Here is a 24973-nt window from a genome sequence, read left to right on the forward strand (position 1 = left end):
CCGGAGAGCCGGACGGCCACTCCTCAGGAGCCACTGAAGGCAAGACCCCATAAGCCACATCCGGCCCTCCCGGGCCGCCTATCAACTTACGGAGAATCCCCATGCGCAAATGGCTGCCCCTGACGGCGGTGTGCCTCGGGGCGTTCATGCTCCTGATCGACGTCACCATCGTGACCGTCGCCCTCCCGGACATGGCCGCCGACATGCACACCGGCTTCTCGGACCTGCAGTGGGTGATGGACGTCTACGCCCTCGCCCTCGCCGCCCTGCTGCTCGGCTCGGGCTCGCTCGCCGACCGGATCGGCCGCCGCCGGGTCTACCTCGGCGGCCTCGTCGTCTTCGCCGCCGCCTCCCTCGTCTGCGGCCTGGCCGACGGGCCGGCCGCACTGATCGCCTTCCGCGCCGTCCAGGGCATCGGGGGCGCGGCGATGGCCGCCACCTCCATGGCCCTGCTCAGCGCCTCCTACCAGGGCCGCGACCGAGGGGTGGCCTTCGGCGTCTGGGGCGCGGTCAACGGCGCCGCCGCGGCGGCCGGGCCGATCGTCGGCGGGCTGCTGACCGAGCACTTCGGCTGGCGCTGGATCTTCTTCATCAACCTGCCGCTGTGCGCCCTGGCCGTGTTCGTGACCCTCAGGGCGGTGGCGGAGTCCCGCGACCCGCGGGCCCGGGGGCTGGACCTGCCCGGCATGGTCACCTTCACCGTCGGGGCCGGGGCCCTGACGTACGGGCTGATCCGGGCCGGCGAGAACGGCTGGGCCTCGCAGGCCGCCCTGCAGCTGTTCGCCCTGGCGGTGGCCGCCTTCGCCGCCTTCGTCCTGGTCGAACTGCGCGGCTCCCGCCCGATGCTGGACCTCTCGCTCTTCCGCAGCCCCGCCTTCGTGGCGGTGATGACCGCCGGACTGCTGACGTCCGGGGCGGCGTTCTCGTACCTGATGTACGTCTCCCTGTGGCTGCAGTCGGCCGAGGGGATGAGCCCGGTGGGCGGCGGTCTGGCGCTGGTGCCGATGAGCCTGGCCGCGTTCGTCGTCGCGGCGGCGGCCGGGCGGCTGCTGCACGGGCTCTCCGCCCGGCTGACCATTGGCGGCGGACTGCTGCTGATCGGGGCGGGCGCGCTGCTCCAGGCCTGGATGCTGGACGCCGGTGACAGCTGGCCCGCGCTGGTGCCGGGGCTGCTGGTGACGGGTGTCGGGGTGGGTGCGTCCATCCCGGCGCTGGCCGCGACCGCGATGGGTGCGGTGCCCCCGGCCCGGGCGGGCATGGCGGGCGGTGTGCTGAACACCTCGCGGCAGCTGGGCACGGCCCTGGGGATCGCGGTGCTGGGCGCGGTGTTCCACGCCGGGCTTGCGGACGGGCTGGACGGGAAGCCGGCCGGCACCGCCGACGCGCTGGCCTCCGGCGGGGCGGCCCGGCTGCTGGCGGCGGCGCCCGATGCGCGGGGCTGGGTGGACGCGGCGTTCGCGAGCGGGCTGCGGGAGACCTTCACGGTGTCGGGGGCGCTGGGCCTGGCCGGCGGGCTGGCGGTGCTCCTCCTGATGCGCCGCCCGGCGACGGCCGGCCCGGCCCGGATCCCGGCCCCGGCCGGCGACCCGACCCGGTCGCAGCAGTCGGCGTAGGGGGCGGCGGCCGGGGCGTGTCAGGAGGGTGAACCTCCGAACACCGGCGCATGGCGCCCGCTTCGGCGGCCGGGGCGGCTCCTAGGCTGCCCCGCGGACGCCCCCGGCCCGCCTCCCGAGAAACGGACTCTCCCATGCGCCTTCGCTCGACAGCCGCCGCCGCCCTCGCCTCCCTCGCCCTGGTCCTCCCGACCGCCGGCCCGTCCCTGGCGGCCAACGACCACGACCACGACACCCTCGGCGAGATCCGCTACAGGTTCACGGACGACGACGGAGAAGTGCGGCACGGGACGATCGAGCCGGCCGACAACGACACCTGCTACCGGCTGACGGGGACCAGCCGCAACCGTCCGGCGTTCACCGTGGAGAACGACACGGACTCGCTGGCTCTCGTCTTCAGCGACAACAACTGCGGCGGCGAGGCCGAGGAGGTGCTGCGGCCGGGCGAGCGCGCGCACGACCTGAACGCCCGCTCGGTCTTCCTCAAGCCCGACGACGACGACCACCACGGCCGCCACGACCGCGACGACGACTGGGGCGACGAGGACCGCAGCCGGCGCCGTCCGACCCGGAGCGGCGACCGCGCGGTGTCCGACCGGGCCATGCTCGACCGGGCCTTCCTGGACGCCGCCCTGCGGACCATGGGCTGATCCGCCGGCCCCCGGAACGGGGGCCGCATGGGACAGGGCCGCCCGGGGAGGTTTCCTCCCGGGCGGCCCCTGGTTCAGCGGTTCAGCCGTGGTTCACTTCCTGCCCCGTCGGGGTTCAGAAGGTGAGCTTCCAGCTGTCGATCTTGCCGGTGTCCAGGCTGGCGTTGTCGTTGACGCGCAGCTTCCAGACGCCGTTGGCGACCTCGGAGGAAGCGTCGACGGTGTAGCTCTTGATGATGTTGTCGGCGCTGCCACCGGAACGGTTGTGCAGGTTGTAGACGCTGCCGTCAGGAGCGACCAGGTCGACCTTCAGGTCGCCGATGTAGGTGTGCAGGATGTTGACGTCCACCTTGAGGGTGGTCGGCGCGTTGCCCGCACGGGTGACGGTGATCGGGGACTCGACCGTGGCGTTGTCGTTGATCGCGTAGTCGGCCGTGTTCTCGAACACGCTGGGCAGCGAGGTGCCGACGGTCCAGGTGAAGGACGCGGTGCCCGTCTTGCTCGCCGAGTCGGTGACGGTGACGGTCACGTTGGACGTGCCCGCGGTGGTCGCCGTACCGGAGATCAGACCGGTGGAGGAGTTGATCGACAGGCCGGCCGGCAGGCCGGTCGCCGCGTAGCTCAGGGCGCCCGCGTTGGTGCTGGTCGCCTGGACCTGGAGGCTCACCGCGGAGTTGACCTGGGTGGTCTGGTTCGGGATCGCGGTGACGGTGACCCCGTCGTTGATGCGCGGGCCGACGTTGATGGCGGCCCAGGCGTTGGCGACGTTGTTGTACGTGGCCGAGCCCTGGCCGTACAGGTCGGCGGCGGCCTTGAGGGTCTGGACGCGGGCGTCGGCGTAGTTGGTGGTCGACTTGAAGTAGCCCACCGTCAGCGCGCGGAACCAGATCTTCGCGGCGGCGTCGCGGCCGATCGCGGTGACGGGGAGGCCGTCGGAGGTCGGCGAGTTGTAGCTCACGCCGTTGATGACCTTGGCGCCGGAGCCCTCGGAGGCCAGGTAGAACCAGTGGTTGGCCGGACCCGAGGAGTAGTGGACGTCGACCCCGCCGATGCCCGAGTACCAGGCGTCCTTGGATCCGCCGTCCTTGCTCGGCTTGTCCATGTAGCGCAGCGGGGTGCCGTCGCCGTTGATGTCGATCTTCTCGCCGACGAGGTAGTCGCCGACGTCGTTCGGGTTGTTGGCCCAGAACTCGACGGCGGCGGCCATGATGTCGGAGGTGGCCTCGTTCAGACCGCCGGGCTCACCGCTGTAGGTCATGTTGCCGGTGACCGAGGTCAGACCGTGGGTCATCTCGTGCGCGGCCACGTCTATGGACGTGAGGGGCTTGTTGTTGGCCTCGCCGTCGCCGTAGGTCATGCAGAAGCAGGAGTCGTCCCAGAAGGCGTTCACGTACGCGTTGCCGTAGTGGACCCGGCTGTACGGGGCCACGCCGTCGTTGCGCAGGCCGTTGCGGCCGTGGACGTTCTTGTAGTAGTCCCACGTCACCTGGGCGCCGTAGGCGGCGTCCGCGCCGGCCGTCTCCTTGTTGGAGGGCAGGCCGTTGCCCCAGATGTCGGTGGTCTTGCTGAAGAGCGTGCCGGTGCCGGACGAACCGCCGTTGAGGTTGTACGTCTTGTGGCCGCCGCGCCCGGCGTCGGTCAGCGTGTAGTTGCTGCCGGACAGGGTGGTGCCGAGGGTCACCTGGCCGCTGTACTGCGTGTTGCCGGTGCCGGTCTCGACGGACTGCCACTGGGTGATCTGCGCGCCGGTCCTGGCGTCGGTGATCACGTGCAGGCGGCTCGGGGTGCCGTCGTCCTGGAGGCCGCCGACGACCGTCTCGAAGGCGAGGACCGGGACGCCGGAGCCGGCCCAGATCACCTTGCGGGCGCCCTTGTCGGCCTTGGACTGCTTCGAGCCCGCGGCGTTGGCGGCCGCAACGGCCTGGCCCTCCGCGGTGGTGGTGCTGACCGTGGCGTTGGTGTCCGTGACCTTGATCTCGTGCTGGGTCGCCTTGGTCACGCTCTTGGTGACGCCGCCCTTGGCGTGGACGGTCAGGTCACCGCCGAGCACGGGCAGACCCTCGTAGGTCCGCTCGTAGGTGGTGTGCGTGGTGCCGTCGGCGTCCTTGACCACATCGCGGACGATCAGCTTCTCGCCGCTGCCGAGGCCGAGCGCCTTCGCGGCCTGGACGGAGGTCGAAGTGGCCTCGGTGATGAGCGTCGCACGCTCCGAAGCGCTGAGTACGACATTGGCCGCGCCCGGGTTGGGCTGGGCGGCCGTGCGGGCCTGCGACGCGGTGGCGTCGGCGGTGGCGGTACCGGCCTGCATGCCTACGGCGACCAGGGCAGCCGCGGCAATGAGTGCGCCGGCCGCCGTGGCGCGCCGGTGGGGGGTGGGACTCAACGCAGACTCCTTCTGCAAGGGGGTTCCGGATGGCTGGGTGGGCCACCGGGCAGATCAGGGCTGGTGCGATGAACGGTCAGAGAGTGCCACCTGGGCGTTGCGATGTCAGGGCCACATCAAAAGGTTGGCTGGAAACGGTTCGTTGTCCGAAGATACGTATCCGGTATCCGAACCATTCACCTTTGCGTGCAAGGGGGATCCGGACGCGCTGGAACGCCTGGTACCGCTTGTTAACCCTTGGGTAACAAGAGGTCTCGTTCACCCAAACGGCATTTACCGTACGGGTGTTTGTCGTACTGTTTCCCGGTGCGACAGATGCCCGTCGCCAGGGGAAGCCGCGGGCGTGCGCCACCGACATAGACCACGTGCCAGGGGGGCCCATGAGGCATGTCCATTTTCCTGCGCAAAGAGTGGCCGCGGCGGCCGGTGGGTCGGACGGGCCCCCGACCGCCCCGTCGCGGCGCATCGGTGACAAGGCCCGCTGGTACCTGCCCGCCGCCGTGGGCGCCGACTTCGCCGGCGCCGCCGTGCCCGTCGGCCTGGTCTTCCACGCGGCGCAGCAGGCCAGGCCCGTCTACTGCGCCCTCGGCGCGGCCCTCGCGTGGACCGGGGTGCAGGCGCTGCGCCGACGTTACGCCACTCGCGCGCTCGGAGAATCCCGCGGAGTGCTGCCCGTCCTGCACGACTGGCTGATTCTGATCGGTGTCCTGGCCGTCGCCCGCGTGCTCACGGAGGAGAGCACCCCCCGCCTGGCCGCCCTCGGAGCGCTGCTGCCCGCCCTGCTCGTCACCGTCGCCTGCCGGAAACTGACCTACCGTCATCTCTTCGCCGCCCGCCGCGAGGCCCAGGCCGTCAGCCGGGTGCTCGTCGTCGGCGAACCCGCAGCCGTCGGGCACGTCATCGCGCACCTCGCGGCGCGCACCGACCACCCCTACGTCGTCGTCGGCGTGGTCCCCGTCGGCGAGGGCCCCCTCGACGGCGGCGTGCCCGTCGCGGCCCGGCTGGACGCCAGGGCGCCCGAGGCCCTGACCGGCGACTCGGCCGCCGTACTGGGCGCCGTCCGCAGCCACCACGCCGACCTGGTGCTGGTGGTGCCCGGGGCGCGGATCGCGGGCGAGCGGCTGCGCCGGGTGGCGTGGGCGCTGCACGACGAGGGGCTGGAGATGGCCGTGTTCCCCGGGCTGGTGGAGGTCTCCGTCAAGCGGCTGGAGACCCTGTCCGCCGGCGGGCTCGCCGTGCTGCGGGTCGTGCCGCCCGTGCGGCGGGGGGCGCAGCCCCTGCTCAAGTCCGTGCTCGACCGGGCCGCGGCCGCCGCCGGACTGCTCCTGCTGTCGCCGCTGTTCCTCGGTCTGGTGCTGGCCATCCGCCTCGGCTCGCGCGGCCCCGCCTTCTACAGCCAGCGCCGGATCGGGCGCGACGGGGTCCCGTTCGTCATGTGGAAGTTCCGCACCATGGTGGTGGACGCCGACCGGCAGAAGGCCGAGCTGTCGGGGGCCAACGAGAACGACGGGCTGATGTTCAAGATGCGCCGCGACCCCCGGGTGACCCGGGTGGGCCGGCTGCTGCGCCGCACCTCGCTGGACGAACTGCCCCAGCTGTTCAACGTGCTGACGGGCAGCATGTCGCTGGTCGGGCCGCGCCCGCCGCTGCCGGAGGAAGTGGCGGAGTACGACGAGGTCGAGCTGCGCCGGCTCACCGTGCGGCCCGGGATGACGGGGCTGTGGCAGATCAGCGGACGCTCCGACCTCTCCTGGGACGAAACGATTCAGCTTGATCTCCAGTACGTGGACAACTGGTCCTTCACCAGTGACGTCGACGTGATGGGCCGTACGCTCCGCGCCGTCGTCGACGGTCGCGGAGCGTACTGAGGTGCCCGAGTGACGTCAGTTCTGGTCGAGCCACCAGCGGTACGTGGCGGCGATGCCGTCGCGCAGCCCGATCCCGGGCTTCCAGCCCAGCGCGTTCAGGCGGGACACGTCGAGCAGCTTGCGCGGGGTCCCGTCCGGCTTGGACGTGTCCCAGGCCAGCCGGCCCTCGAAGCCGGTCACCTCGGCGACCGTCTCGGCCAGCGCCCTGATGGTCAGGTCCTCACCGCAGCCGATGTTGACGGGCTCGTCCCCGTCGTAGCGCTCCAGCAGCACCGCGCAGGCGGCCGCCAGGTCGTCGACGTGGAGGAACTCCCGGCGCGGGGTGCCGCTGCCCCACAGCGTGACCTCGTCGCGGCCCTCGGCGGCGGCCTCGTGGAAGCGCCGGATGAGCGCGGGCAGCACGTGCGAGGACTCCAGGTCGAAGTTGTCCCCGGGCCCGTAGAGGTTCGTGGGCATGGCCGAGATGTACGAGGCGCCGTACTGCTTGCGGTACGACTGGACCTGCACGATGCCCGCGATCTTCGCCAGGGCGTAGGCCTCGTTGGTGGGCTCCAGCGGCCCCGTCAGGAGGGCGTCCTCCGTGATGGGCTGCGGGGCGAGCTTGGGGTAGATGCAGGAGGAGCCCAGGAACAGCAGGCGTCCCACGCCGGCGGCGTGCGCGCCGCCGATGACGCTGAGCTGGATCCTGAGGTTGTCCTCCAGGAACTGCACCGGGTACGTGCTGTTGGCCATGATCCCGCCGACCTTGGCGGCGGCCAGCACCACGGCGTCGGGCCGGACGTCCCTCAGGTACGCCTCCGTCGCGGCGGCGTCGCGCAGATCGAGGTCGGCGCGGCCGCGGGTGAGCACCTCGTGGCCGTCGGCGGTGAGGCGGCGGACGACCGCGGACCCCACCAGGCCGCGGTGTCCGGCGACGAAGACGCGGGCGTGCGGGGGCAGGAGCGGCTGCGGATTTGTCATACCGCCGATGATGCCAGCCCGCCGCCACGCGTCCGTCCGGGCTTACGGGCTCCCGGCCGCCGCACAGACCGCACACCGAGGCCACGCCTCATCCAGAACAGCAACAACGGACCCCAGGGGGACCCATGGGCAAGACCGCACTGATCACCGGCGTCACCGGACAGGACGGCTCGTACCTCGCCGAGCTCCTGCTCTCGAAGGGCTACACGGTGCACGGGCTCGTGCGGCGCTCCTCCAGCTTCAACACGGAGCGGATCGACCACGTCTACCAGGACCCCCAGACCGCCAACCGGTCCTTCGTCCTGCACCACGCCGACCTCTCCGACGGCGTCGCGCTGGTGAACCTGCTGCGCGACATACGCCCCGACGAGGTCTACAACCTCGGCGCCCAGTCCCATGTCCGGGTCTCCTTCGACGCACCGCTCTACACCGGCGACGTCACCGGCCTCGGCGCGCTGCGGCTGCTGGAGGCCATCAGGGCCAGCGGCGTGGACACCCGCATCTACCAGGCCTCGTCCTCGGAGATGTACGGCTCCACCCCGCCCCCGCAGAACGAGGACACCCCCTTCCACCCGCGCAGCCCCTACGGCGCGGCGAAGGTCTTCGCGTACTGGACCACGGTCAACTACCGCGAGGCGTACGACATGTTCGCCGTCAACGGGATCCTCTTCAACCACGAGTCCCCGCGCCGCGGCGAGACCTTCGTGACCCGCAAGATCACCCGCGCGGTCGCCCGGATCAAGGCCGGCCTCCAGGACCACCTCTACCTCGGCAACCTCGACGCCGTCCGCGACTGGGGCTACGCCCCCGAGTACGTCGAGGCCATGTGGCGCATGCTCCAGCAGGACGAGCCGACCGACTACGTGGTCGCCACCGGAGTCGCCGCCACCGTGCGGGAGTTCGTAGAGTCCTCCTTCACCCACGCCGGCCTCGACTGGAACGAGCACGTCCGCTACGACCCCAAGTACGAGCGCCCCAGCGAGGTCGACGCGCTCATCGGCGACGCCTCCAAGGCGCGGGAGATCCTCGGCTGGAAGCCGACGGTCCTCGTCCCCGAACTGGCCCGCATCATGGTTGACGCCGACGTCCGGCAGGTCGAGGACCAACTGGCGGGCGCGACCGTCCGCATCGACCGCTGAGGGCCCGTATATTTCGCCTACGATTCGCCTACGATTCGCCGTGTCCCGGTCATGTCCGCGCTGCTCCGCGGTCCTGACCGGGGCAAACCTGCCGTGTGTCCTCGTGCGCCCTCCGCTGTGAACCCTGTTGCTCCCAAGTTGGTATGCAGTGGGTCAAGTGAGGTGACCGGACCTTCACCCGCGTCCTAGTCTGCGCCGGGTACACATGGCTGTTCGTACAGTTCCAGCCATCAGACCGGGCGTCCCGCCCTGGGGGGTTCATGCGTAGATCCAGAGGGCTGACTGCTGCCCTCGTCCTGTCACTGGCCGGCGCCGGCGCCGGCATAGGCGTGGTGCTGATGCCCGCGGCGTCGGCCATCACCCCGCCGGTGGCGTTCACCGCCGACGAACTGCCCACCTGGCAGCCGGACGGCGTCGTCTTCGCCATGGCCCAGGCGAACGGCACCGTCTTCGCCGGCGGCACCTTCTCGGCGGTCCGCCCGCCCGACGGCGCCGCGGGCACCCAGCAGGAGGCCGTGAACTTCGTGGCGCTCGACGCCGCGACGGGCACCCCCACCTCCTGCAAGCTGGCTTTCACCGTCGGCGACGGCACCGCGACCGTCCGGGCGCTGACCGTCTCCAAGGACGGCAAGACCCTCTACGCGGGCGGCTACTTCGGCGCCGTCAACGGCACCCCGGTCTCCAGCCTCGCGGCCATCGACATCGAGACCTGCACCCCCAAGGCCTCCTTCCACCCGGGCGTCCCCGCCACCGTGCGCGCGCTCGACGTCACCGACGACACCCTGTACGTCGGCGGCGACTTCGCCGCCGTCGAGGGCCAGACCCGCGAGCGGTTCGCCGCGCTCGACGCGTCCTCCGGCGCCCTCAAGCCCTTCACCGCCAACGTCGACGAGCCCGGCCGCGCCGTCAAGGTCAGCAACGACGGCAAGAACGTCCTGCTCGGCGGCGACTTCTTCACGGTCAACGGCTCCAACTCGCACGCGCTGGCGGTCGTCGACGCCACCACCGGCGCGGTCGTCAAGACGTACTCCAACATCCCGTCGAACTCGATCGTCAAGGACATCGCGGCCGACTCCACGGGCTACTACACCGCAAACGAGGGCTCCGGCGGCGGCGTCTTCGACGGCCGCATCGGCCTGAACCTCGACTTCAACGAGAAGTGGCGCGACCGCTGCCTCGGCGCGACCCAGTTCGTGCTCCCGTACGACGGCGTCCTCTACAGCGCCTCGCACGGCCACGACTGCTCCAGCGAGCTGGAGTTCCCCGACGGCAAGCGCAACTTCCTGATGGCGCAGCCGACCGACCACACCGGCACCCCGCCCGCCCCGGTGGACGGCTTCGTGCGCGGCCCGCGCAAGCTGGGCTGGCACCCCAATGCCAACGACGGCATCGGTGAGGGCATCGGCCCGCGCGTCATGGCCGTCGCCGAGAAGGCCGACGTCAAGTACCTGTGGGTGGGCGGCGAGTTCACCCAGATCAACGGCAAGCCGCAGGCGGGCCTGACCCGCTTCGCCAACACCGGCGACGTCGGCGCGCCCACCACCCCGGTCGCCAGCGCCGCCGCCATCAAGCCCGGCGAGGTCCAGGTCCGCTGGCGCACCAGCTACGACCAGGACGACAGCAAGCTGACCTACCGGATCTACCGCAACGGCTCGGCCACCCCGATCCACACCATGACCGCCGACTCCCTGGAGTTCGAGCGGCCGCAGGCCTCCTGGACGGACACCTCCGTCAAGGCCGGCCAGGCCTACACCTACCGGGTGACCGCCACGGACGGCGCCGGCAACACCAGCGCCCTGTCGGCGACCGCCTCCGTGACCGTCCCGGCCTCCGTCCAGGCCTACCCGGACAAGGTCCGCACCGACGGCGCCACCCTCTACTGGCGCTACGACGACACCGTCAGCCCGTACGTCGCCGACTCCTCGGACGGCGGCAACACCAGCGGCCTCCAGGCCAACGCCCCGGCGCTGCGCCAGAGCCCCGGCGCCGTCAGCGGCACCAGCACGGCCATGGGCTTCAACGGCACCAGCCAGCAGGTGTACAGCGACCACCGCCAGTTCGTGAGCAGCAGCTTCACCGTCGAGACCTGGTTCAAGACCGGCACCACCCGCGGCGGCAAGCTGATCGGCTTCGGCAACAACACGGTCAACAACAGCGGCTCCTACGACAAGCAGCTGTACATGACCAACACCGGCCGCCTCGCCTTCGGCGTCTACAACGGCTCGGCCCGCACCATCACCACGGGCCTCCTGGAGACGTACAACGACAACAAGTGGCACCACGTGGTCGGCACCCAGGGCCCCGGCGGCATGACGCTCTACGTCGACGGCCAGAACAAGGGCACCAACAGCGCCACCACCTCCACCCCCTACGCCGGCTACTGGCACGTGGGCGGGGACAACCTCAACAGCTGGCCGAACCGTCCGACGAGCAACTTCTTCGCCGGCCAGATCGACGAGACGGCCGTCTACCCGACGGCGCTCACCCAGGCCCAGGTCAAGAGCCACTACGACCTGGCCAAGGCCCCGACCGACACGGTCTCCAAGGTCCCCGCGACCGAGGACACCTACATCAACCAGGGCGCCCCGGCCACCGCCTACGGCACCTCCACGCAGCTCGCCGTCCGCGGCACCTCCGCGTACGAGACCTACCTGCGCTTCACCCTCCCGGCCGCCCCGGCCGGGCAGGTCCTCAAGGCCGCCTCGCTCCAGTTCAAGACCTCCACGCAGACCGGCGCCGGCACCGCCGACACCGTCTCCGTGGTCCCGGTCACCGGCACCTGGAGCGGCGACGGCACGACGTTCAACACCAAGCCCACCCTCGGCACCACCCCGCTCGGCAGCATCACGGGCGTGCCGGACGGCTCGGCGGTCCAGAGCGTCGAGCTCGACACGGCCGCGGTCTCCGCGGTGCTGGGCAGCAGCTACAGCCTCGGCCTGACCAGCACGGGCACCGACGCGATGTGGCTCTGGTCCTCGGAGTCGACGGCCGCGGACGCCGTTCCGCAGCTGATCCTCACCTTCGGCCAGAAGTAACCGCCTGAAGGCGTGCGGGGCCCGGCACGCGCCGGGCCCCGCACCCCTTTCCACTCACGGGAGCCCCTGATGCACGTTCGCTCCGCAACAGCGTCCGCAGCCCTCCTCCTCACGGCCGCCCTGACGCTGACCGGATGCAGTTCCTCCGGCGACGCCAAGGCCGACGCGGCACCGGCCTCACCGAAGCCGCCGGCCGCGTCACCGGCCCCCGATCCGGCGGACGCGAGCGCCTCGCCCGCCACCCCCGACCCCGACGCCAAGCCCACGGGCCCGGTCCTCCCGGACGCGAAGCTCACCCCGAAGACGGGCAGCTTCAAGGAGAACGAGAAGAAGTACCTGAGCGGCCGCGTCCCGGAGAAGACCGACCCGGCGGCCGTCCTCCAGACGGGCCAGGAGTCCTGCCAGCGCGTGGAACGCACCGCGAAGCGCGACAAGGACGCCGCGGCCGCCTCCATCATCGCGGGCGAGGTGACGGGCGCCAGGGACGCGATCACGTTCCTCTGCCCCGACCAGAAGCCGATCCTGGCCACCGCGGAGAAGGGCTTCGCCGACGGCTCCCGCGCCAACCCGGCCCCGGGCACCTACCGCGCCCTCACCCAGACGACCACATGCACCTGGGAGGCCAAGTCCAAGGACGGCGGCATCCTCGCCTCGGGCCCGGAGACCCCGCCCAAGCCCGGCGACCGGATCACGGCCGCGATCCCCGCAGGCACAGCCACCTTCACCTCGACGAACTGCTACGCCTGGCTCCCGGCGTAACCGCCCACCACCGGACGCCGCCGCATCCTCAAGGTCGGGCGGCGTCCGTGCGTCTTCAGGTCAGCAGCGAGATGTTGCCGAGCGCCGTGGACCACTCGATTCCCGAGGCGGGCCGGATGTAGGCGAGCCGCACCCAATGCTCCTGCCCTCCGTAGGTGCACACCTGCTCGCACACCACGGCCATCAGCAGGCCCGTCCCCTTGCTCGGGATATCGATCACGGTCCGTCCGAGCCAGGGGTGTCACTCGTGCCCGAACGCGTCGTCAGAGGTCACGGATGCCCCCGGGCCTTCCGGTCACTCCCGGTCGGGGATCAGCAGGTGTAAGGAACCGAGCCCAGCTGCGTGCGGCCCGCGCGAGTAGGTGCGGACTCGGACCGGGAGGGGGTTCGGGCAGGGGGGCCTTGCGGTCATTGCCCGTGCGCGTTTCATCCATGGTGCAGGAAACCGCTCAACGTAGTGGACGCATCACGGTCTGCGTGGACGTTGAGGGACGTCTCGGCCTACGGTGAAAACGTCCTGGCGTCCCCGAGGGAAGGTCAAGCCATGGCCAACGAGCGCCTGCGCGCCTCCATTTCGGCGAACTCCGCCACCATCCAGTCGGTTGCCGCCCAGGTCGGGGTGGATCCCAAAACGGTGGAGCGCTGGATCACGACGGGCCGGACGCCGCACCGGACCCATCGTTGGAAGGCTGCGACGTTCCTCGGTGTCGACGAGCTCTACCTCTGGCCGACCGTTGCGCGGCAGACCGAGACGGCGAGTGCCTCCGAGCTGGTCACCTACTATCCGCACCGCGGCGTCGTGCCGGTCGACCTGTGGTCATCATTGATCGACAACGCGGTGAGTCACATCGAAGTCCTCGTCTACGCAGGCTTGTTTCTGTTCGACGGTCATCCCGAACTCGCGGACCGGCTCGCCCGGAAGGCGCGGGCGGGAGCGCAGGTGCGCATCCTCCTCGGTAATCCCGCCTCCGAGGTGATCAGGCAACGAGGCGAAGAGGAGGGGATCGGGGCGGACCTGGCCGCCCGGTCGCGCATGACGCGCCGCTATCTCGAACCGGCCATGACGACTCCCGGAGTGGAGGTACGGCTGCACGAGACAATCCTCTACAACTCGCTCTACCGCTTCGACGATGATGTACTCGTCAACCCCCACGTACTCGGCGCACCCGCAGGCCAGAACCCGGTCCTGCACTTCCGCTACATTCCGGGCGGTCGGAGTTTCCGGCACTACATGAAGAGCTTCGACTACGCCTGGGAACGCGGCACGGCAGCCTAGGCTGGTCGGTATGGCCCGAGTGGATTACTTCAATGACCCGAACGCGCCTGAGGCGAACAGCATCGTCCCGTCCGTGACCGTCGTGGCCCTGGACGACGCGGGTCGGATTCTGCTCATCCACAGAACCGACAACGGCCTGTGGGCCCTGCCGGGCGGGGGTGTGGACACTGGTGAGTCGGTCGCAGAGGCCGCCGTACGCGAAACGCGTGAAGAGACGGGGTTCGACGTGGAGGTGACCGGTCTGATCGGCCTGTACACCAACCCTCGCCACGTCATCGCGTACGACGACGGGGAAGTACGCCAGCAGTTCTCGATCTGTTTCTCGGCCCGCATCGTGGGTGGCGCCCGCCGGACGAGCAGTGAGAGCCGAGAGGTCGCCTTCCTCGACCCCGGCGATCTCGACGGACTGCGGATCCATCCGTCCATGAAACTGCGCATCGAGCACGGGCTCGCCCGCCGAGCCGAGCCCTACATCGGCTGACCGGCGAGACGGGCGTGGGCGCGGGCGACCGCTGCCGCCAGGGTGGGGGTCGCCGCGCTGATCGCCGCATGGACCTCGCTGCCCGGTGCGTACCGCATCAGGATCTCGTCGATGCGGTCCGTGAAGGCGAGTCGCTGGCCGGCCGGGCCCGTCGTCATGTCGGCGCAGGTCAGGGCATCCAGGAGAAGCGCATCCCCCCGGTCGTACACGGCGAGTTCCGCCGTGAGCCCCCGCTGCTCGGCCTCGTACACGGCTCCCGAGTGGTGGGCGACGAGGTTGACGAGTTGCGCCGGGGCACCCAGCGTCACCAGGTACCGGGCGCCGTCGAGGGGGTGGAACCCGGTGTCACGGAGTGCCGGGGCGTACCCGATGTCGTGCAGCCAGGCCGCCGCGACCAGCAGTTCTCGTTCCGCTGGGGGAACGGTCGGAGCCAGCTCACGCGCGCGCTCCGCGACTGCCTGCGTGTGCAGCCAGCGGTTGCCCAGCGGAGACAGGAGGGACTCGGCCAGCCTGGCTGCTCCCCGGGCGGAGTCCAGTACGGATGAGGCCATGGCCTCCACCGTATCGATCTGCGTCCCTCCCCGCCCCCTGGTTCCCCCTGAGGGGGAACGGTTCGAAGCAGTCGCCCCGGACCGGGGCGACAGCTTCGACCGGCAGGCCATGCGCCAACATGGTCTGCCCGAATCCCCAGTCCGTACGGTTGCAGCCAGTAGCAGGCAAGAGGGATCGAAGGTTGCCTCGGCAACCAGCTTCGCCAGCCTCCCCCGTCCCGGCCGAGATCTCAACCCGGTCCGAACGCGGGTGAGCCAAAAGCCCGCACGGGCCCGCCGCAGGCGTCGCGTGGACGGGCGTCACGACGGATCGTGCCTGGCAGCGGCCGCGCGTCGGGGGCTGACGAACCTGATGTGCCCTGCGCACCTCGGGGGGCGGCGCCGCCGAGGCTCCGGGAACGCACGTGAGCCAATCCGAGCAGCGGAAATGCCTTCCGGATCTGCGGCCCGGCGCCCCGCCGCGGTCCGGTACCGTGCGGCCCGGGAAGCGCCAACTTCCCCTGTCCAGAACCCCCTTGCAGCCAGCAGGCACGGCGGACGCGCGTCCGCACGCACGTATGAGGAGAGCTCACATGCCGACCGATGGAGTCACGTCCCGGCCCGCCACCAGTCGCCAGGTGTCCGGACCGCACCGCCTGTCCCTGCCGTACGGCGCCGCTCAGGTCACCTTCCCCGTCCTGGGGACGCTGCTGGCCCTGGACGGCATGCCGACCTCGCGGATCATCCCCCTTCTGGCGGGCTGCGCGGCGCTCGGCGTCGCGCATGTCGTCATCGCCGGCGGGGGCCGCCGGCTCGCAGCGGGCCTGGCCTCTGCCGTCCTGCGCATCACCCAGTGAGGTGCGGCCGTGGGACGCAACGAGAGGCCGGTGGACCGGACCGATCCCGACCGCGCCGCGCTGGCCATGCTGCTGCGGGGAGCCCGTGGCAGGGCCGCTCTGACCTACGCGGCGCTGGCGCACCGGACCGGCATCTCCTCCGCCACGCTCAAGCGCGCCGCCTCCGGTAGGTGGGTCCCCGCCCCGGCGACCGTCGCGGGATTCCTCACCGCCTGCGGGGCCACGCAGGAGGAGGTCGCGACGGCTGAGGCCTTGCACCAGCGGGCCGGCAGGAAACCGCGCGGGGCTCCCGCCCGTGAGGTGATCGAGCCCGGTCGGCTCTCCACGCAGGGCGAACTCAACAGCGCGCTGGTGTCGCTTCACCGGAGCGCCGGATCCCCGCCGTACCGGCAGATGCAGCGGAAGAGCGGAGGGATATGGCTCGCGCCGAGCAGTATCTGGGGCATCCTCCGCCGCCAGAGGCTTCCGGTGAGCTCGGGGCAGATGGCCGCCTTCCTGCGCGGCTGCGATGTCGCGGAGGCGCACCAGGAGCCGTGGCTCGACGCCTGGAGCCGGGCGAAACGGCCGTGCCTCGTGCCCGGTGGCCTTCACCCCTCCGACCCGTATGGCAGCCATGCGGCATCCAGGACGTACGCGGCGGCCTGCCTGCCACGCATCACGAGGCGCGGCACGAACATGCTCCGCCATCGCCCCGCCGCGGCGGCGGCACCGGCGTCGTGGGAAGTGGTCCGGCGAGCCGGCGATCTCGTGGCACTGGTCGACGATGCGAGCGGCATTGACACCCGCTCACTGGCCCGGCGGGCCGGGCTGCCCGTGGAATCCACCGCACAGCTGCTGGAATGGCTCGGCCGGCAGCAGTTGGTCGCGACCCGCGCCGGCGTCCACTTCCCGGGGCCGGCGCTGGAGCTGCCGGACCGCTCCGGCCACCAGCTGCTTCACCGGGCCCTTGCCGGGTTGCGCGACGAAGTCGGCGCTGCGGTCTACTTGAACGGCTACACGGACGGCGATGTCCGGGTAGTCCAGTGCGCGTCCAGTGAGTCGGCACCGCCGGCGGAGGAGTGGGTGGACTTCAGGACTGCGGCTCACGCGAGTGCCATCGGCAAGAGCCTCCTCGTCCAGCTCGACAACGCCTCCCGCATGGACCACCTCGCCCGCCATCCCGCCGTGGGGCTCACCGCGCGCACCATCACCGACCCCTTCGCGCTCTTCGAGCACCTGGACCGGGGCGGCCCGCACGGCGCTCAGTTCAGCCTGCTCGAGTACTCCCCCGAGGTGGTCTGCGCTGCCGTGCCCCTCGGACTCCCCGGCCAGGTCTCCAGCGTCGCACTGTCCCTGCCGGTCAGGCAGTACCCGCGCTTGCTCGCCGCCGCCCGGCGCCTGCCGGAGCTCGCTCCCGGCCTCCTGCTCGCCGGCCTGCTCGGCGAACGTTCCCCGGCCCCCGCCGCAATCCCGCAGCCGACAGGAGGCACCGTGTCATAGGTCGCCCGCCTCTCGCCCGAAAGACACGAGCCCCGACCCGGCAACGCCGGGCGGGGCACCTGGACGATCTGAAGGAGCCGGCCTAGCGGCGGATGTCCCCGTAGACGCCCAGCAGGGTGTCCAGGACGGAGTCCATGGAGAAGGATTCCGCGGCCAGTGCGCGGGCCGCCGTCGAGGTCTTGGTGTTCTCGGCGGGGTCCAGGAGGGCGAGGACCGCCTCCGCCACGCCCTCCGGACCGGGGTCCACCGCCCGGCCCGCGCCGGCTGCCGCGATGTCGCGGGCCAGGCCGTTGGAGTGGGTGACCACCGTCGGGACGCCCACCGACAGGGCCTCCAGGACCGACATGGGGAAGGGCTCGTCCACCGAGGGCAGGACGTAGACGTGTGCGCGGCGGAGTTCCGTGAGGACCTCCGGGGTGGAGAGGGCGCCGGGGACGGTGAACCGGTCCGTCAGGCCCAGGGCGGTGATGCGGGCGCGGACGGCCGCGAGTTCGCCCTCGTCCGGGCCCGCCACCACGAACTCCGCGTCCGGGTGCACGGCCAGCACCGCCGGGGCCGCGTCCACGAAGTCCACCGGCCGCTTGCGGGCCTGGAGGCGGGCCGAGTACAGGATCCGCGGCGGGCCGCTGAGCGGCGGGCGCTCCTCCTGGGCCGGGGTGCCGTTGACCAGACGGACCGCCTGGGAGAGCGGCGGGGCGCCGACCACCGCGTCCAGACCCGTACGCTCGTGCGGGGTCAGGTACAGGAGCGCGTCGGCCCCGCGCAGCAGGCGGCGTACCGCCACCGCGTCCAGGACCTTCGCCAGCAGCCGGTCGCTCGGGTCCACCATGCCGTGGGTCTGGAGGACGAGGGGCTTGCCCGCGCGCAGGGCCGCCAGCGCGAGCGGCAGGGTCACCAGGTCGCGGGCCAGGTGCACGTGGACCACGTCCGCGTCCCGGACCAGGCGCGACGCCGACGCCAGCAGGGCCGGCGAGGTCATCCCGCTGAAGCCGAGGGGCAGCAGCCGGCGGGCCGGGAACAGCTTCGCGGGGACGCCCTCCACCGACGTCGGCCAGGGGTCGAAATCCTCGCCGAGCGCCAGCAGCCGCGCCTCGTGACCGCGCGCCCGCAGCCCCTTCGCCAGGTTCAGGGCCACCCGCACCGGGCCGCCGAAGGCGTGCGAGGGGGAGTGGAGCGTGACGGCGTGCAGGATCTTCACTTCGGTTCCTCCACCGGGCGGCGGCGGCCGTCCTGGGTCTGCAGGGTCAGGGCGGGCAGGTCCTTGTGGACCACCGCACCGGCGCCGGCCACCGCGCAGCGGCCCACCGTCACACCCGCCAGCACGGTCGCCCGCACGGCCACCCACGCGCCGTCCTCGACGGTGATCGGGGCGTTGCGGTAGCGGAAGTCGGCGGCCCGGTGGTCGTGCGAGCCCGTGCACAGCATCGACTCCTGCGACAGGCACACGTGCGAACCGATCGTCACCGGCTCCAGGTTGAGCAGCCAGGCGCCCTCACCGATCCACGTGTGGTCCCCGACCTTCAGCTTCCACGGCCACAGCACGCGCACCTTGTGCCGGATCAGCACCCCCTCGCCGATCTCCGCCCCGAACGCCCGCAGCAGCGCCACGCGCAGCCGGGCGGGACAGAACCACGCCATGAAGAGGGTGTTCATCACCGCGAACCACAAGGCCTGCGTCAGCAACCCCCGCCCCTTGTCGTATCCGGCCAGCGTGAAGGCAGGAAGATCACGCACCAGTCGCCCCTCATCATCCACCCCACGCGCCTCCCCGGGCGCGGAACGCTCAGACTAGACTGCGCGCGGATCACGCACATGGGGTGGGGGCACAGGTGGCTACGGACATACGCACACCCAGCGTGAAGGCGACGCCCCCGGCCCTTGAGGACGAGACGCGCTGGGGACGGGTCACCGCCCCGCGCACCCTGCTCTCCCGAGCCCTCTCGGTACCGCTCGCGCTCGGATTCACCGTCTTCCTCCCGGTGTTCGTCGCCGCCCAGTCCGGCGACGGCCAGCGCGACGCCGCGTTCTGGCTCCAGCTGCTGCTCACCATGTACGCGGGCGCGCGGCTCTCCGCCATGGTGTTGACCAGCCGCCGCAAGCTGCTCCAGGGCTCCTTCTGGCTGTTCGTCTACATGGCCATGGGCGTGGCCCCGCTCGCCCAGGCCGTCCTCGGCCGCGTCCCGACGCCCGTCGTCGGACCCCGCTCCGACCTCACCCTGGCCATCGGCCTGGTCCTCCTCGGGTGTACGGCCTTCGACGTCGGCGTGCTCCTCGCCCGCCACCGGCCGGCGGGCCGCGCGGGCGGCTCCCCGAAGGAACCCCGGCCGGTCATGGCGCACCGGCGGCGGCTCCAACTCCTCACCGCCATCGCCTTCGTGTGCAGCGCGGCGTTCATCCTCAAACTCGGCGGCCCGGCCGTCTTCTTCTCCAGCCGCCAGGAGATCATCGCCGGCATCCAGGACGCGGGCGTCTCCAACGGCGACGGCCAGGCCGGGCAGGCGCTGCTGCGCGGCTTCGGCACCGTCCCCGCGCTGCTCGCCATGCTGCTGTACACCCGCTGGCTGATCACCTCGACGTACGCCCGCCGCACGGTGTCGGTGATCGTCACCTGGGCGGCGCTGATCGCCCTCAACCTCGTCGTCAACAACCCGATCTCGAACCCGCGTTACTGGTTCCTGACCGTCATGTTCGCGATGCTGTTCACCCTCTTCCCGGTCAGCGCCGCCATGTACCGCGTCGCGCTGTCCATGGCCGTGGTCGTCGCCCTGCTCGTCTTCCCCTTCGCGGACCGCTTCCGTTACGACGAGAAGAACTACAAACCCGTCGAGACGACCTCGTTCCTGGAGCCCATGGCGCTCAAGGACTACGACCAGATCGGCATGTTCGCGAACACCATCACCTTCTCCAACTCCGGCCCCGGCCACTTCTACGGGCGCCAGCTCGCCGGATCCGTCTTCTTCGCGGTGCCCCGCTCGGCGTGGCCGGGCAAGCCGCGCGATACGGGTGTGATGGTCGGCCAGTGGATGGGCACGGTCAACACCAACCTCTCCTCCCCCATCTGGGCCGAACTGTGGCTGGACTTCGGCCCGCTGGGCATGGGCGCCGGCCTGCTGGCCATCGGCTACGCCGCCGCCCGCGTCGACCGCCGGTACGCCAAGCGCGCCACCCGCCTCTCCCCGCCGGGCAGCCTGATCTCGGTGGTGGTCCCCCTGGTCGCGGGCTACTCCTTCATCCTGCTGCGCGGCCCCCTCCTGCAGGCCTCGGGCCGCGTCGCGATCGCCGCGATGTGCCTCGCGCTGGTGGCCACGTACCGCCAGGACAAGGGCACCACCCTGCGCTGACGCGGGGCCGGCGGCCGGGGACCGCCCTGGCCGCATGGGGTCAGGCACCTTCGGGCCACCCCGAACCCCTGGAACACCCCCTGACCCGGACGACATGATCCTCTCAACGGCCGCAGCAAGGGGCCGGGGGGAAACGGGCCGGCGCCGCTGAGCGCACACCCGCAGCCGAAACCACTGCGCGTCCGCGCCGCTGCACACACGCAGCTCATTCGCGTCCGAATTATGGGGGATTGTCATGTCTGCTCGTCGTCGACTGGCCCTGCTCACGTCGGTCACCGCCACCGCGGCGGTCGCCTCGTCCGTCCTCCTGACCCTGGGCATGGTCCCGGCCTCGGCCGCCAGCGTGGAGACCTGGGACAAGGTCGCCCAGTGCGAGAGCTCCGGGAACTGGAGCATCAACACCGGCAACGGCTACTACGGCGGGCTGCAGTTCTCGGCGTCGACCTGGCGGGCCTACGGGGGTACGGAGTACGCGGCCTACGCCCACCAGGCCACCAAGAAGCAGCAGATCCTGATAGGCGAGAAGGTCCTCGCCGGCCAGGGCCCGGGCGCCTGGCCGAGCTGCGGACGCCTCGCCGGACTCGGCAGCGACCACGCCGACCCCTACCCGGACGCGCCGACCCCGCCGGCCCCCGCGCAGTCGTGGAAGGCGCAGGTGCTGATCGACTCCGGCAACGGGATCTACCACGCCACCCGCTTCGACAACGGCACCTGGACCCGCTTCGGCAACGTCGACAGCCAGGCCGCGGCGCTCCCGGGCGGCGTCCGGACCACCGCCGAGGCGGGCATCAACGGCGACACGCACGTCCTGGCCGTCAGCAACGAGGGCAAGCTCTACCACTCGATCCGCAACGCCGACCGCACCTGGGGAACCTTCGGGGACGTCCATGCGGTGGCGGGTGCGCTGCCGAACGTGACGCAGGTGGCGGCGGTTTCCTCGGGTTCCGAGTTGCAGGTCGTGGTGGTGGCGGACGGGAAGGTGTACCACACGGTCCGCCGGGCGAACGGGACGTGGGCGCCGTTCGGGGAGGTGGGGAACCCGGGTGGGGCGCCGGTGTCGAAGGTGGCCATGTCGCAGGTGGGCAGTGACACCCAGATCGTGTCCGTCTCCAATGGCTCGCTGTTCCACACGGTGCGGCATGCGGACGGGACGTGGACGGGCTGGGGTAACGCGTCGACCGAGACCGGTGTGACGGGCATCGAGGATGTCGCGGTGGCCGGTACGGGCGGTGACCTCCAGCTGGTGGTGACCGCCGAGGGCGGTGCCAAGCGCTACCACGGCGCGCGCTTCTCCAGCGGTCAGTGGGTGCTGAACGACCTGTCGTCGGTCGTCCCGGCCGGGATCACGGTCACCGACGTCGCCGCGGCCGCCGTCGACAGCGAACTCCAGGCGGCCTTCGTGACCACCGACGGACGGATCCTGCACACCATCCGCCACGTCAACGGGACCTGGACGAGCGCCGCCCCCATGGACCTGACGGGCGTGAGCGGCGACCACACCGGCGTGAACATCACCGCCACCTTCAACTGACCAGCGCACGGCACACCCGAGGAGCCAGCATGTCCATCACCTTCACCCGCCGTGCGCTGACCTCCGTGACCGGCCTCGCCCTGGCCGCATCCGGCCTGGTCGCCTTCGCCGCGTCCCCCTCCTACGCCGCGGGGCCCGCCTACCAGATGCCCTTCAGCTGCAACCAGGCCTGGCTGGGCAACACGTACAGCGGTCACAGCCCCTCGGTCCAGTCGATCGACTGGACCCACGGCAGCACCACGGCCAACCAGCCCGTGCTCGCCAGCGCCGACGGCGTCGTCAGCATCGCGACCACCCTCACCAACCCCGACGGCTCGTACCGGAGTTACGGCAAGTACGTGGTCATCGACCACGGCAACGGATCGAAGACCCTCTACGCCCACCTGAACGACTACGACGTCAGCGCGGGAACCCGCGTCGTACGCGGCCAGAAGATCGGCATAGTGGGGAACACCGGCAACTCCTCGGGCGCCCACCTGCACTACGAGCAGCAGTACAACGGCTCGGTCAAGCAGTCCGTCTTCGACGGTGTGCCGTTCTCGATGGGTACGACGCTGACCAGCCGCAACTGCGCCGACACGACGACCCCGCCGGCGCCGACGGGTCAGTGGCGGGCGCAGGTCGTGGTGGAGGCCGGTGGCGGGCTCTTCCACGCGGTCCGTAACGCGGACCGGACCTGGACGGGCTTCGGCAACGTCGAAAGCGTCACCGGTGCGGTTCCGGGCGGCGTCCGTACCACTGCCGAGGCGGGCATCGACGGGGACACGCACGTCCTGGCCGTCAGCAACGAGGGCAAGCTCTACCACTCGATCCGCTTCGCCGACCGCTCCTGGGCGGACTTCGGGGACGTTCATGCGGTGGCGGGTGCGCTGCCGAACGTGACGCAGGTGGCGGCGGTTTCCTCGGGTTCCGAGTTGCAGGTCGTGGTGGTGGCGGACGGGAAGGTGTACCACACGGTCCGCCGGGCGAACGGGACGTGGGCGCCGTTCGGGGAGGTGGGGAACCCGGGTGGGGCGCCGGTGTCGAAGGTGGCCATGTCGCAGGTGGGCAGTGACACGCAGATCGTGTCCGTCTCCAATGGCTCGCTGTTCCACACGGTGCGGCATGCGGACGGTACCTGGACGACCTGGGGCAACGCTTCCACCGAGACCGGTGTGACGGGTATCGAGGATGTCGCGGTGGCCGGTACGGGTGGTGACCTCCAGCTGGTGGTGACCACCGAGGGCGGCGCCAAGCGCTACCACGGCGCGCGTTTCGCGAGCGGCCAGTGGGTGCTGAACGACCTGTCGTCGGTCGTCCCGGCCGGGGTCACGGTCACCGACGTCGCCGCGGCCGCCGTCGACAGCGAGCTCCAGGCGGCCTTCGTGACCACTGACGGACGGATCCTGCACACCATCCGCGCCCTCAACGGGACCTGGTCGCCCGCCGCCGCCATGGACCTGACCGGCGTGAGCGGCAACCACACCGGCGTGTCGATCACCGGCACCTACAACTGACGCGGCACCAGCGCCCCGCCCCCTCTTCTTCCTGACTCCCTCCCCGCAAAGGACATCTGCGCCATGTTCAAGACCAAGACCACGAAGTCGGCCCGTACCCGTTCCTTCCTGCTCGCCACCGTCGTCCTCGCCCCCGTGCTGGGGATGGCCGCGGCCACCCCCGCGGCGGCGGACGCCCCCACGGTCGCGGACATCGCCCGCTCGCAGGTCGGCAACGACTGCACCCCGTACTACGGCTGCGTCTACCCGAGCGCCTGGTGCGCGGAGTTCTCCCGCTGGGTCTGGAAGCAGGCCGGCGCCAACACCTCCGGCCTCAACGCGGCAGCCGCGTCCTTCTACAGCTACGGCCAGAGGAACGGCACGCTGCACACCAGCGGACCCCAGATAGGCGACGCCGTCCTGTGGGACGACGACGGTTCCGTCTCCGGGGAGGCCAACCACGTCAGCCTCGTCGTCGCGGTCTCCTCGGACGGGTCGCAGATCCAGACCGTCGGCGGCAACGAGAGCCACAGGGTCTCCGCCAAGGGCTGGTTCAACTGGCGCACCTACGTCAACCCGGGCGCCGGCAAGGCCCTCGCCTTCATCTCGCCCGTGGGCGTTCCGGGCACCCCGCCGCCGAACACCACCCCGCCGGCGCCGACGGGCCAGTGGCGGGCGCAGGTGGCGGTCGAGGCCGGCGGCGGGCTCTACCACTCGGTCCGTAACGCGGACCGGACCTGGACGGGCTTCGGCAACGTCGAGAACGTGGCCGGTGAGGTCCCGGGCGGTGTGCGGACCTCCGCCGAGGCGGGCATCGACGGCACCACGCACGTCCTGGCGGTCAGCAACGAGGGCAAGCTCTACCACTCCGTCCGGCTCGCGGACGGCAACTGGGCGGGCTTCGGCGATGTCCACGGCGAGGCCGGCGCGCTGCCGAACGTGACGCAGGTGGCGGCGGTTTCCTCGGGTACCGAGTTGCAGGTCGTGGTGGTGGCGGACGGGAAGGTGTACCACACGGTCCGCCGGGCGAACGGGACGTGGGCCCCCTTCGGGGAGGTGGGCAACCCGGGCGGTGCGCCCGTGTCGAAGGTGGCCATGTCCCAGGTGGGCAGTGACACCCAGATCGTGTCCGTCTCCAATGGCTCGCTGTTCCACACGGTGCGGCATGCGGACGGGACGTGGACGACCTGGGGCAACGCGTCGACCGAGACCGGTGTGACGGGTATCGAGGATGTCGCGGTGGCCGGTACGGGTGGTGACCTCCAGTTGGTGGTGACCACCGAGGGCGGTGCCAAGCGCTACCACGGCGCGCGTTTCTCCAGTGGCCAGTGGGTGCTGAACGACCTGTCGTCGGTCGTCCCGGCCGGGGTCACGGTCACCGACGTCGCCGCGGCCGCCGTCGACAGCGAGCTCCAGGCGGCCTTCGTGACCACCGACGGCCGGATCCTGCACACCATCCGCGCCCTCAACGGGACCTGGTCGCCCGCCGCCGCCATGGACCTGACCGGCGTGAGCGGCAACCACACCGGCGTGTCGATCACCGGCACCTACAACTGACGGACGCACGGCGGGCCCGGGACGACCTTCGTCCCGGGC

20 protein-coding genes are annotated in these 24973 nt (G+C 71.2%); 14 read left to right on the forward strand and 6 right to left on the reverse strand.

Annotated features, from left to right (window positions below):
• Positions 1-101: 101 nt before the first annotated feature.
• Together AB0F18_RS24780 and AB0F18_RS24785 are read left to right on the forward strand one after the other, a co-directional pair.
• Complete coding sequence (locus AB0F18_RS24780) at positions 102-1613, forward strand: MFS transporter (protein ID WP_362064198.1); 1512 nt, start codon at positions 102-104, stop codon at positions 1611-1613.
• Positions 1614-1747: 134 nt separating this feature from the next.
• Positions 1748-2263, forward strand: a complete 516-nt coding sequence (locus AB0F18_RS24785) for a hypothetical protein (protein WP_362064200.1) — start codon at positions 1748-1750, stop codon at positions 2261-2263.
• A 115-nt stretch (positions 2264-2378) separates the two neighbouring features.
• Here AB0F18_RS24785 and AB0F18_RS24790 read toward each other — a convergent pair whose 3' ends face one another.
• Positions 2379-4646, reverse strand: a complete 2268-nt coding sequence (locus AB0F18_RS24790; RefSeq protein WP_362064202.1) for a M4 family metallopeptidase — start codon at positions 4644-4646, stop codon at positions 2379-2381.
• A 380-nt stretch (positions 4647-5026) separates the two neighbouring features.
• On the opposite strand from AB0F18_RS24790, the gene AB0F18_RS24795 reads away from it, so the two are divergent.
• Positions 5027-6514: an exopolysaccharide biosynthesis polyprenyl glycosylphosphotransferase gene (locus AB0F18_RS24795; protein ID WP_362064204.1), complete on the forward strand. Its 1488-nt coding sequence runs from the start codon at positions 5027-5029 to the stop codon at positions 6512-6514.
• 15 nt (positions 6515-6529) lie between these two features.
• Here the strand turns inward: AB0F18_RS24795 and AB0F18_RS24800 are convergent, their stop codons facing one another.
• Positions 6530-7474 (reverse strand): GDP-L-fucose synthase, encoded by a 945-nt coding sequence (locus tag AB0F18_RS24800; RefSeq protein WP_362064206.1) that lies wholly within the window; start codon positions 7472-7474, stop codon positions 6530-6532.
• A gap of 125 nt (positions 7475-7599) precedes the next feature.
• Here AB0F18_RS24800 and gmd point away from each other — a divergent pair, with 125 nt between their 5' ends.
• The 3 genes from gmd to AB0F18_RS24815 all read left to right on the forward strand — a co-directional run bounded on the left by gmd (position 7600) and on the right by AB0F18_RS24815 (position 12407).
• A complete protein-coding gene (gene gmd / locus AB0F18_RS24805; protein WP_079429846.1) occupies positions 7600-8613 on the forward strand; it encodes a GDP-mannose 4,6-dehydratase in 1014 nt (337 codons plus the stop codon).
• 260 nt (positions 8614-8873) lie between these two features.
• Positions 8874-11648, forward strand: a complete 2775-nt coding sequence (locus AB0F18_RS24810) for a LamG-like jellyroll fold domain-containing protein (protein WP_362064208.1) — start codon at positions 8874-8876, stop codon at positions 11646-11648.
• Positions 11649-11717: 69 nt separating this feature from the next.
• Positions 11718-12407 carry a hypothetical protein gene (locus AB0F18_RS24815; protein ID WP_362064210.1) on the forward strand — a complete coding sequence of 230 codons (690 nt, stop codon included), beginning with the start codon at positions 11718-11720 and terminating at the stop codon, positions 12405-12407.
• Between the two features lie 55 nt (positions 12408-12462).
• Here AB0F18_RS24815 and AB0F18_RS24820 read toward each other — a convergent pair whose 3' ends face one another.
• Complete coding sequence (locus AB0F18_RS24820) at positions 12463-12627, reverse strand: hypothetical protein (RefSeq protein ID WP_362064212.1); 165 nt, start codon at positions 12625-12627, stop codon at positions 12463-12465.
• 324 nt (positions 12628-12951) lie between these two features.
• Here AB0F18_RS24820 and AB0F18_RS24825 point away from each other — a divergent pair, with 324 nt between their 5' ends.
• Both AB0F18_RS24825 and AB0F18_RS24830 read left to right on the forward strand, forming a co-directional pair.
• Positions 12952-13683, forward strand: coding sequence for a DUF5919 domain-containing protein (locus AB0F18_RS24825; RefSeq protein WP_362064214.1), 732 nt, complete (start codon positions 12952-12954; stop codon positions 13681-13683).
• A gap of 10 nt (positions 13684-13693) precedes the next feature.
• Entirely contained in the window at positions 13694-14164 is a 471-nt protein-coding gene (locus AB0F18_RS24830) for an NUDIX domain-containing protein (RefSeq protein WP_362064216.1), read from the forward strand.
• Here AB0F18_RS24830 and AB0F18_RS24835 read toward each other — a convergent pair.
• Positions 14152-14715, reverse strand: a complete 564-nt coding sequence (locus AB0F18_RS24835) for an HD domain-containing protein (protein WP_362064218.1) — start codon at positions 14713-14715, stop codon at positions 14152-14154. The genes AB0F18_RS24830 and AB0F18_RS24835 overlap by 13 nt on opposite strands.
• 572 nt (positions 14716-15287) lie before the next feature.
• Between AB0F18_RS24835 and AB0F18_RS24840 the strand changes: the two genes are divergently transcribed.
• Both AB0F18_RS24840 and AB0F18_RS24845 read left to right on the forward strand, forming a co-directional pair.
• Positions 15288-15551, forward strand: coding sequence for a hypothetical protein (locus tag AB0F18_RS24840; protein ID WP_362064220.1), 264 nt, complete (start codon positions 15288-15290; stop codon positions 15549-15551).
• A 9-nt stretch (positions 15552-15560) separates the two neighbouring features.
• Complete coding sequence (locus AB0F18_RS24845; RefSeq protein WP_362064222.1) at positions 15561-17030, forward strand: helix-turn-helix domain-containing protein; 1470 nt, start codon at positions 15561-15563, stop codon at positions 17028-17030.
• An 82-nt stretch (positions 17031-17112) separates the two neighbouring features.
• Here AB0F18_RS24845 and AB0F18_RS24850 read toward each other — a convergent pair whose 3' ends face one another.
• Both AB0F18_RS24850 and AB0F18_RS24855 read right to left on the reverse strand, forming a co-directional pair.
• On the reverse strand, positions 17113-18228 hold the full coding sequence (locus AB0F18_RS24850) for a glycosyltransferase (RefSeq protein WP_362064224.1): 1116 nt from the start codon (positions 18226-18228) through the stop codon (positions 17113-17115).
• The gene (locus AB0F18_RS24855; RefSeq protein WP_362064226.1) at positions 18225-18764 is read right to left on the reverse strand and encodes a WcaF family extracellular polysaccharide biosynthesis acetyltransferase; all 540 of its coding nucleotides are present in this window, start codon (positions 18762-18764) and stop codon (positions 18225-18227) included. The genes AB0F18_RS24850 and AB0F18_RS24855 overlap by 4 nt, the downstream gene beginning before the upstream one ends.
• 122 nt (positions 18765-18886) lie before the next feature.
• Here AB0F18_RS24855 and AB0F18_RS24860 point away from each other — a divergent pair, with 122 nt between their 5' ends.
• The 4 genes from AB0F18_RS24860 (at position 18887) to AB0F18_RS24875 (ending at position 24934) form a co-directional block, all read left to right on the forward strand.
• Positions 18887-20371 carry a hypothetical protein gene (locus tag AB0F18_RS24860; RefSeq protein WP_362064249.1) on the forward strand — a complete coding sequence of 495 codons (1485 nt, stop codon included), beginning with the start codon at positions 18887-18889 and terminating at the stop codon, positions 20369-20371.
• Between the two features lie 235 nt (positions 20372-20606).
• A complete protein-coding gene (locus tag AB0F18_RS24865) occupies positions 20607-21902 on the forward strand; it encodes a transglycosylase family protein (protein WP_362064228.1) in 1296 nt (431 codons plus the stop codon).
• A 29-nt stretch (positions 21903-21931) separates the two neighbouring features.
• Positions 21932-23398: a M23 family metallopeptidase gene (locus AB0F18_RS24870; protein WP_362064230.1), complete on the forward strand. Its 1467-nt coding sequence runs from the start codon at positions 21932-21934 to the stop codon at positions 23396-23398.
• Positions 23399-23461: 63 nt separating this feature from the next.
• On the forward strand, positions 23462-24934 hold the full coding sequence (locus AB0F18_RS24875) for a CHAP domain-containing protein (RefSeq protein ID WP_362064232.1): 1473 nt from the start codon (positions 23462-23464) through the stop codon (positions 24932-24934).
• Positions 24935-24973 lie beyond the last annotated feature (39 nt).

Origin of the sequence: Streptomyces sp. NPDC029216 (assembly GCF_040648015.1) — a bacterium.
GTDB lineage: Bacteria > Actinomycetota > Actinomycetes > Streptomycetales > Streptomycetaceae > Streptomyces.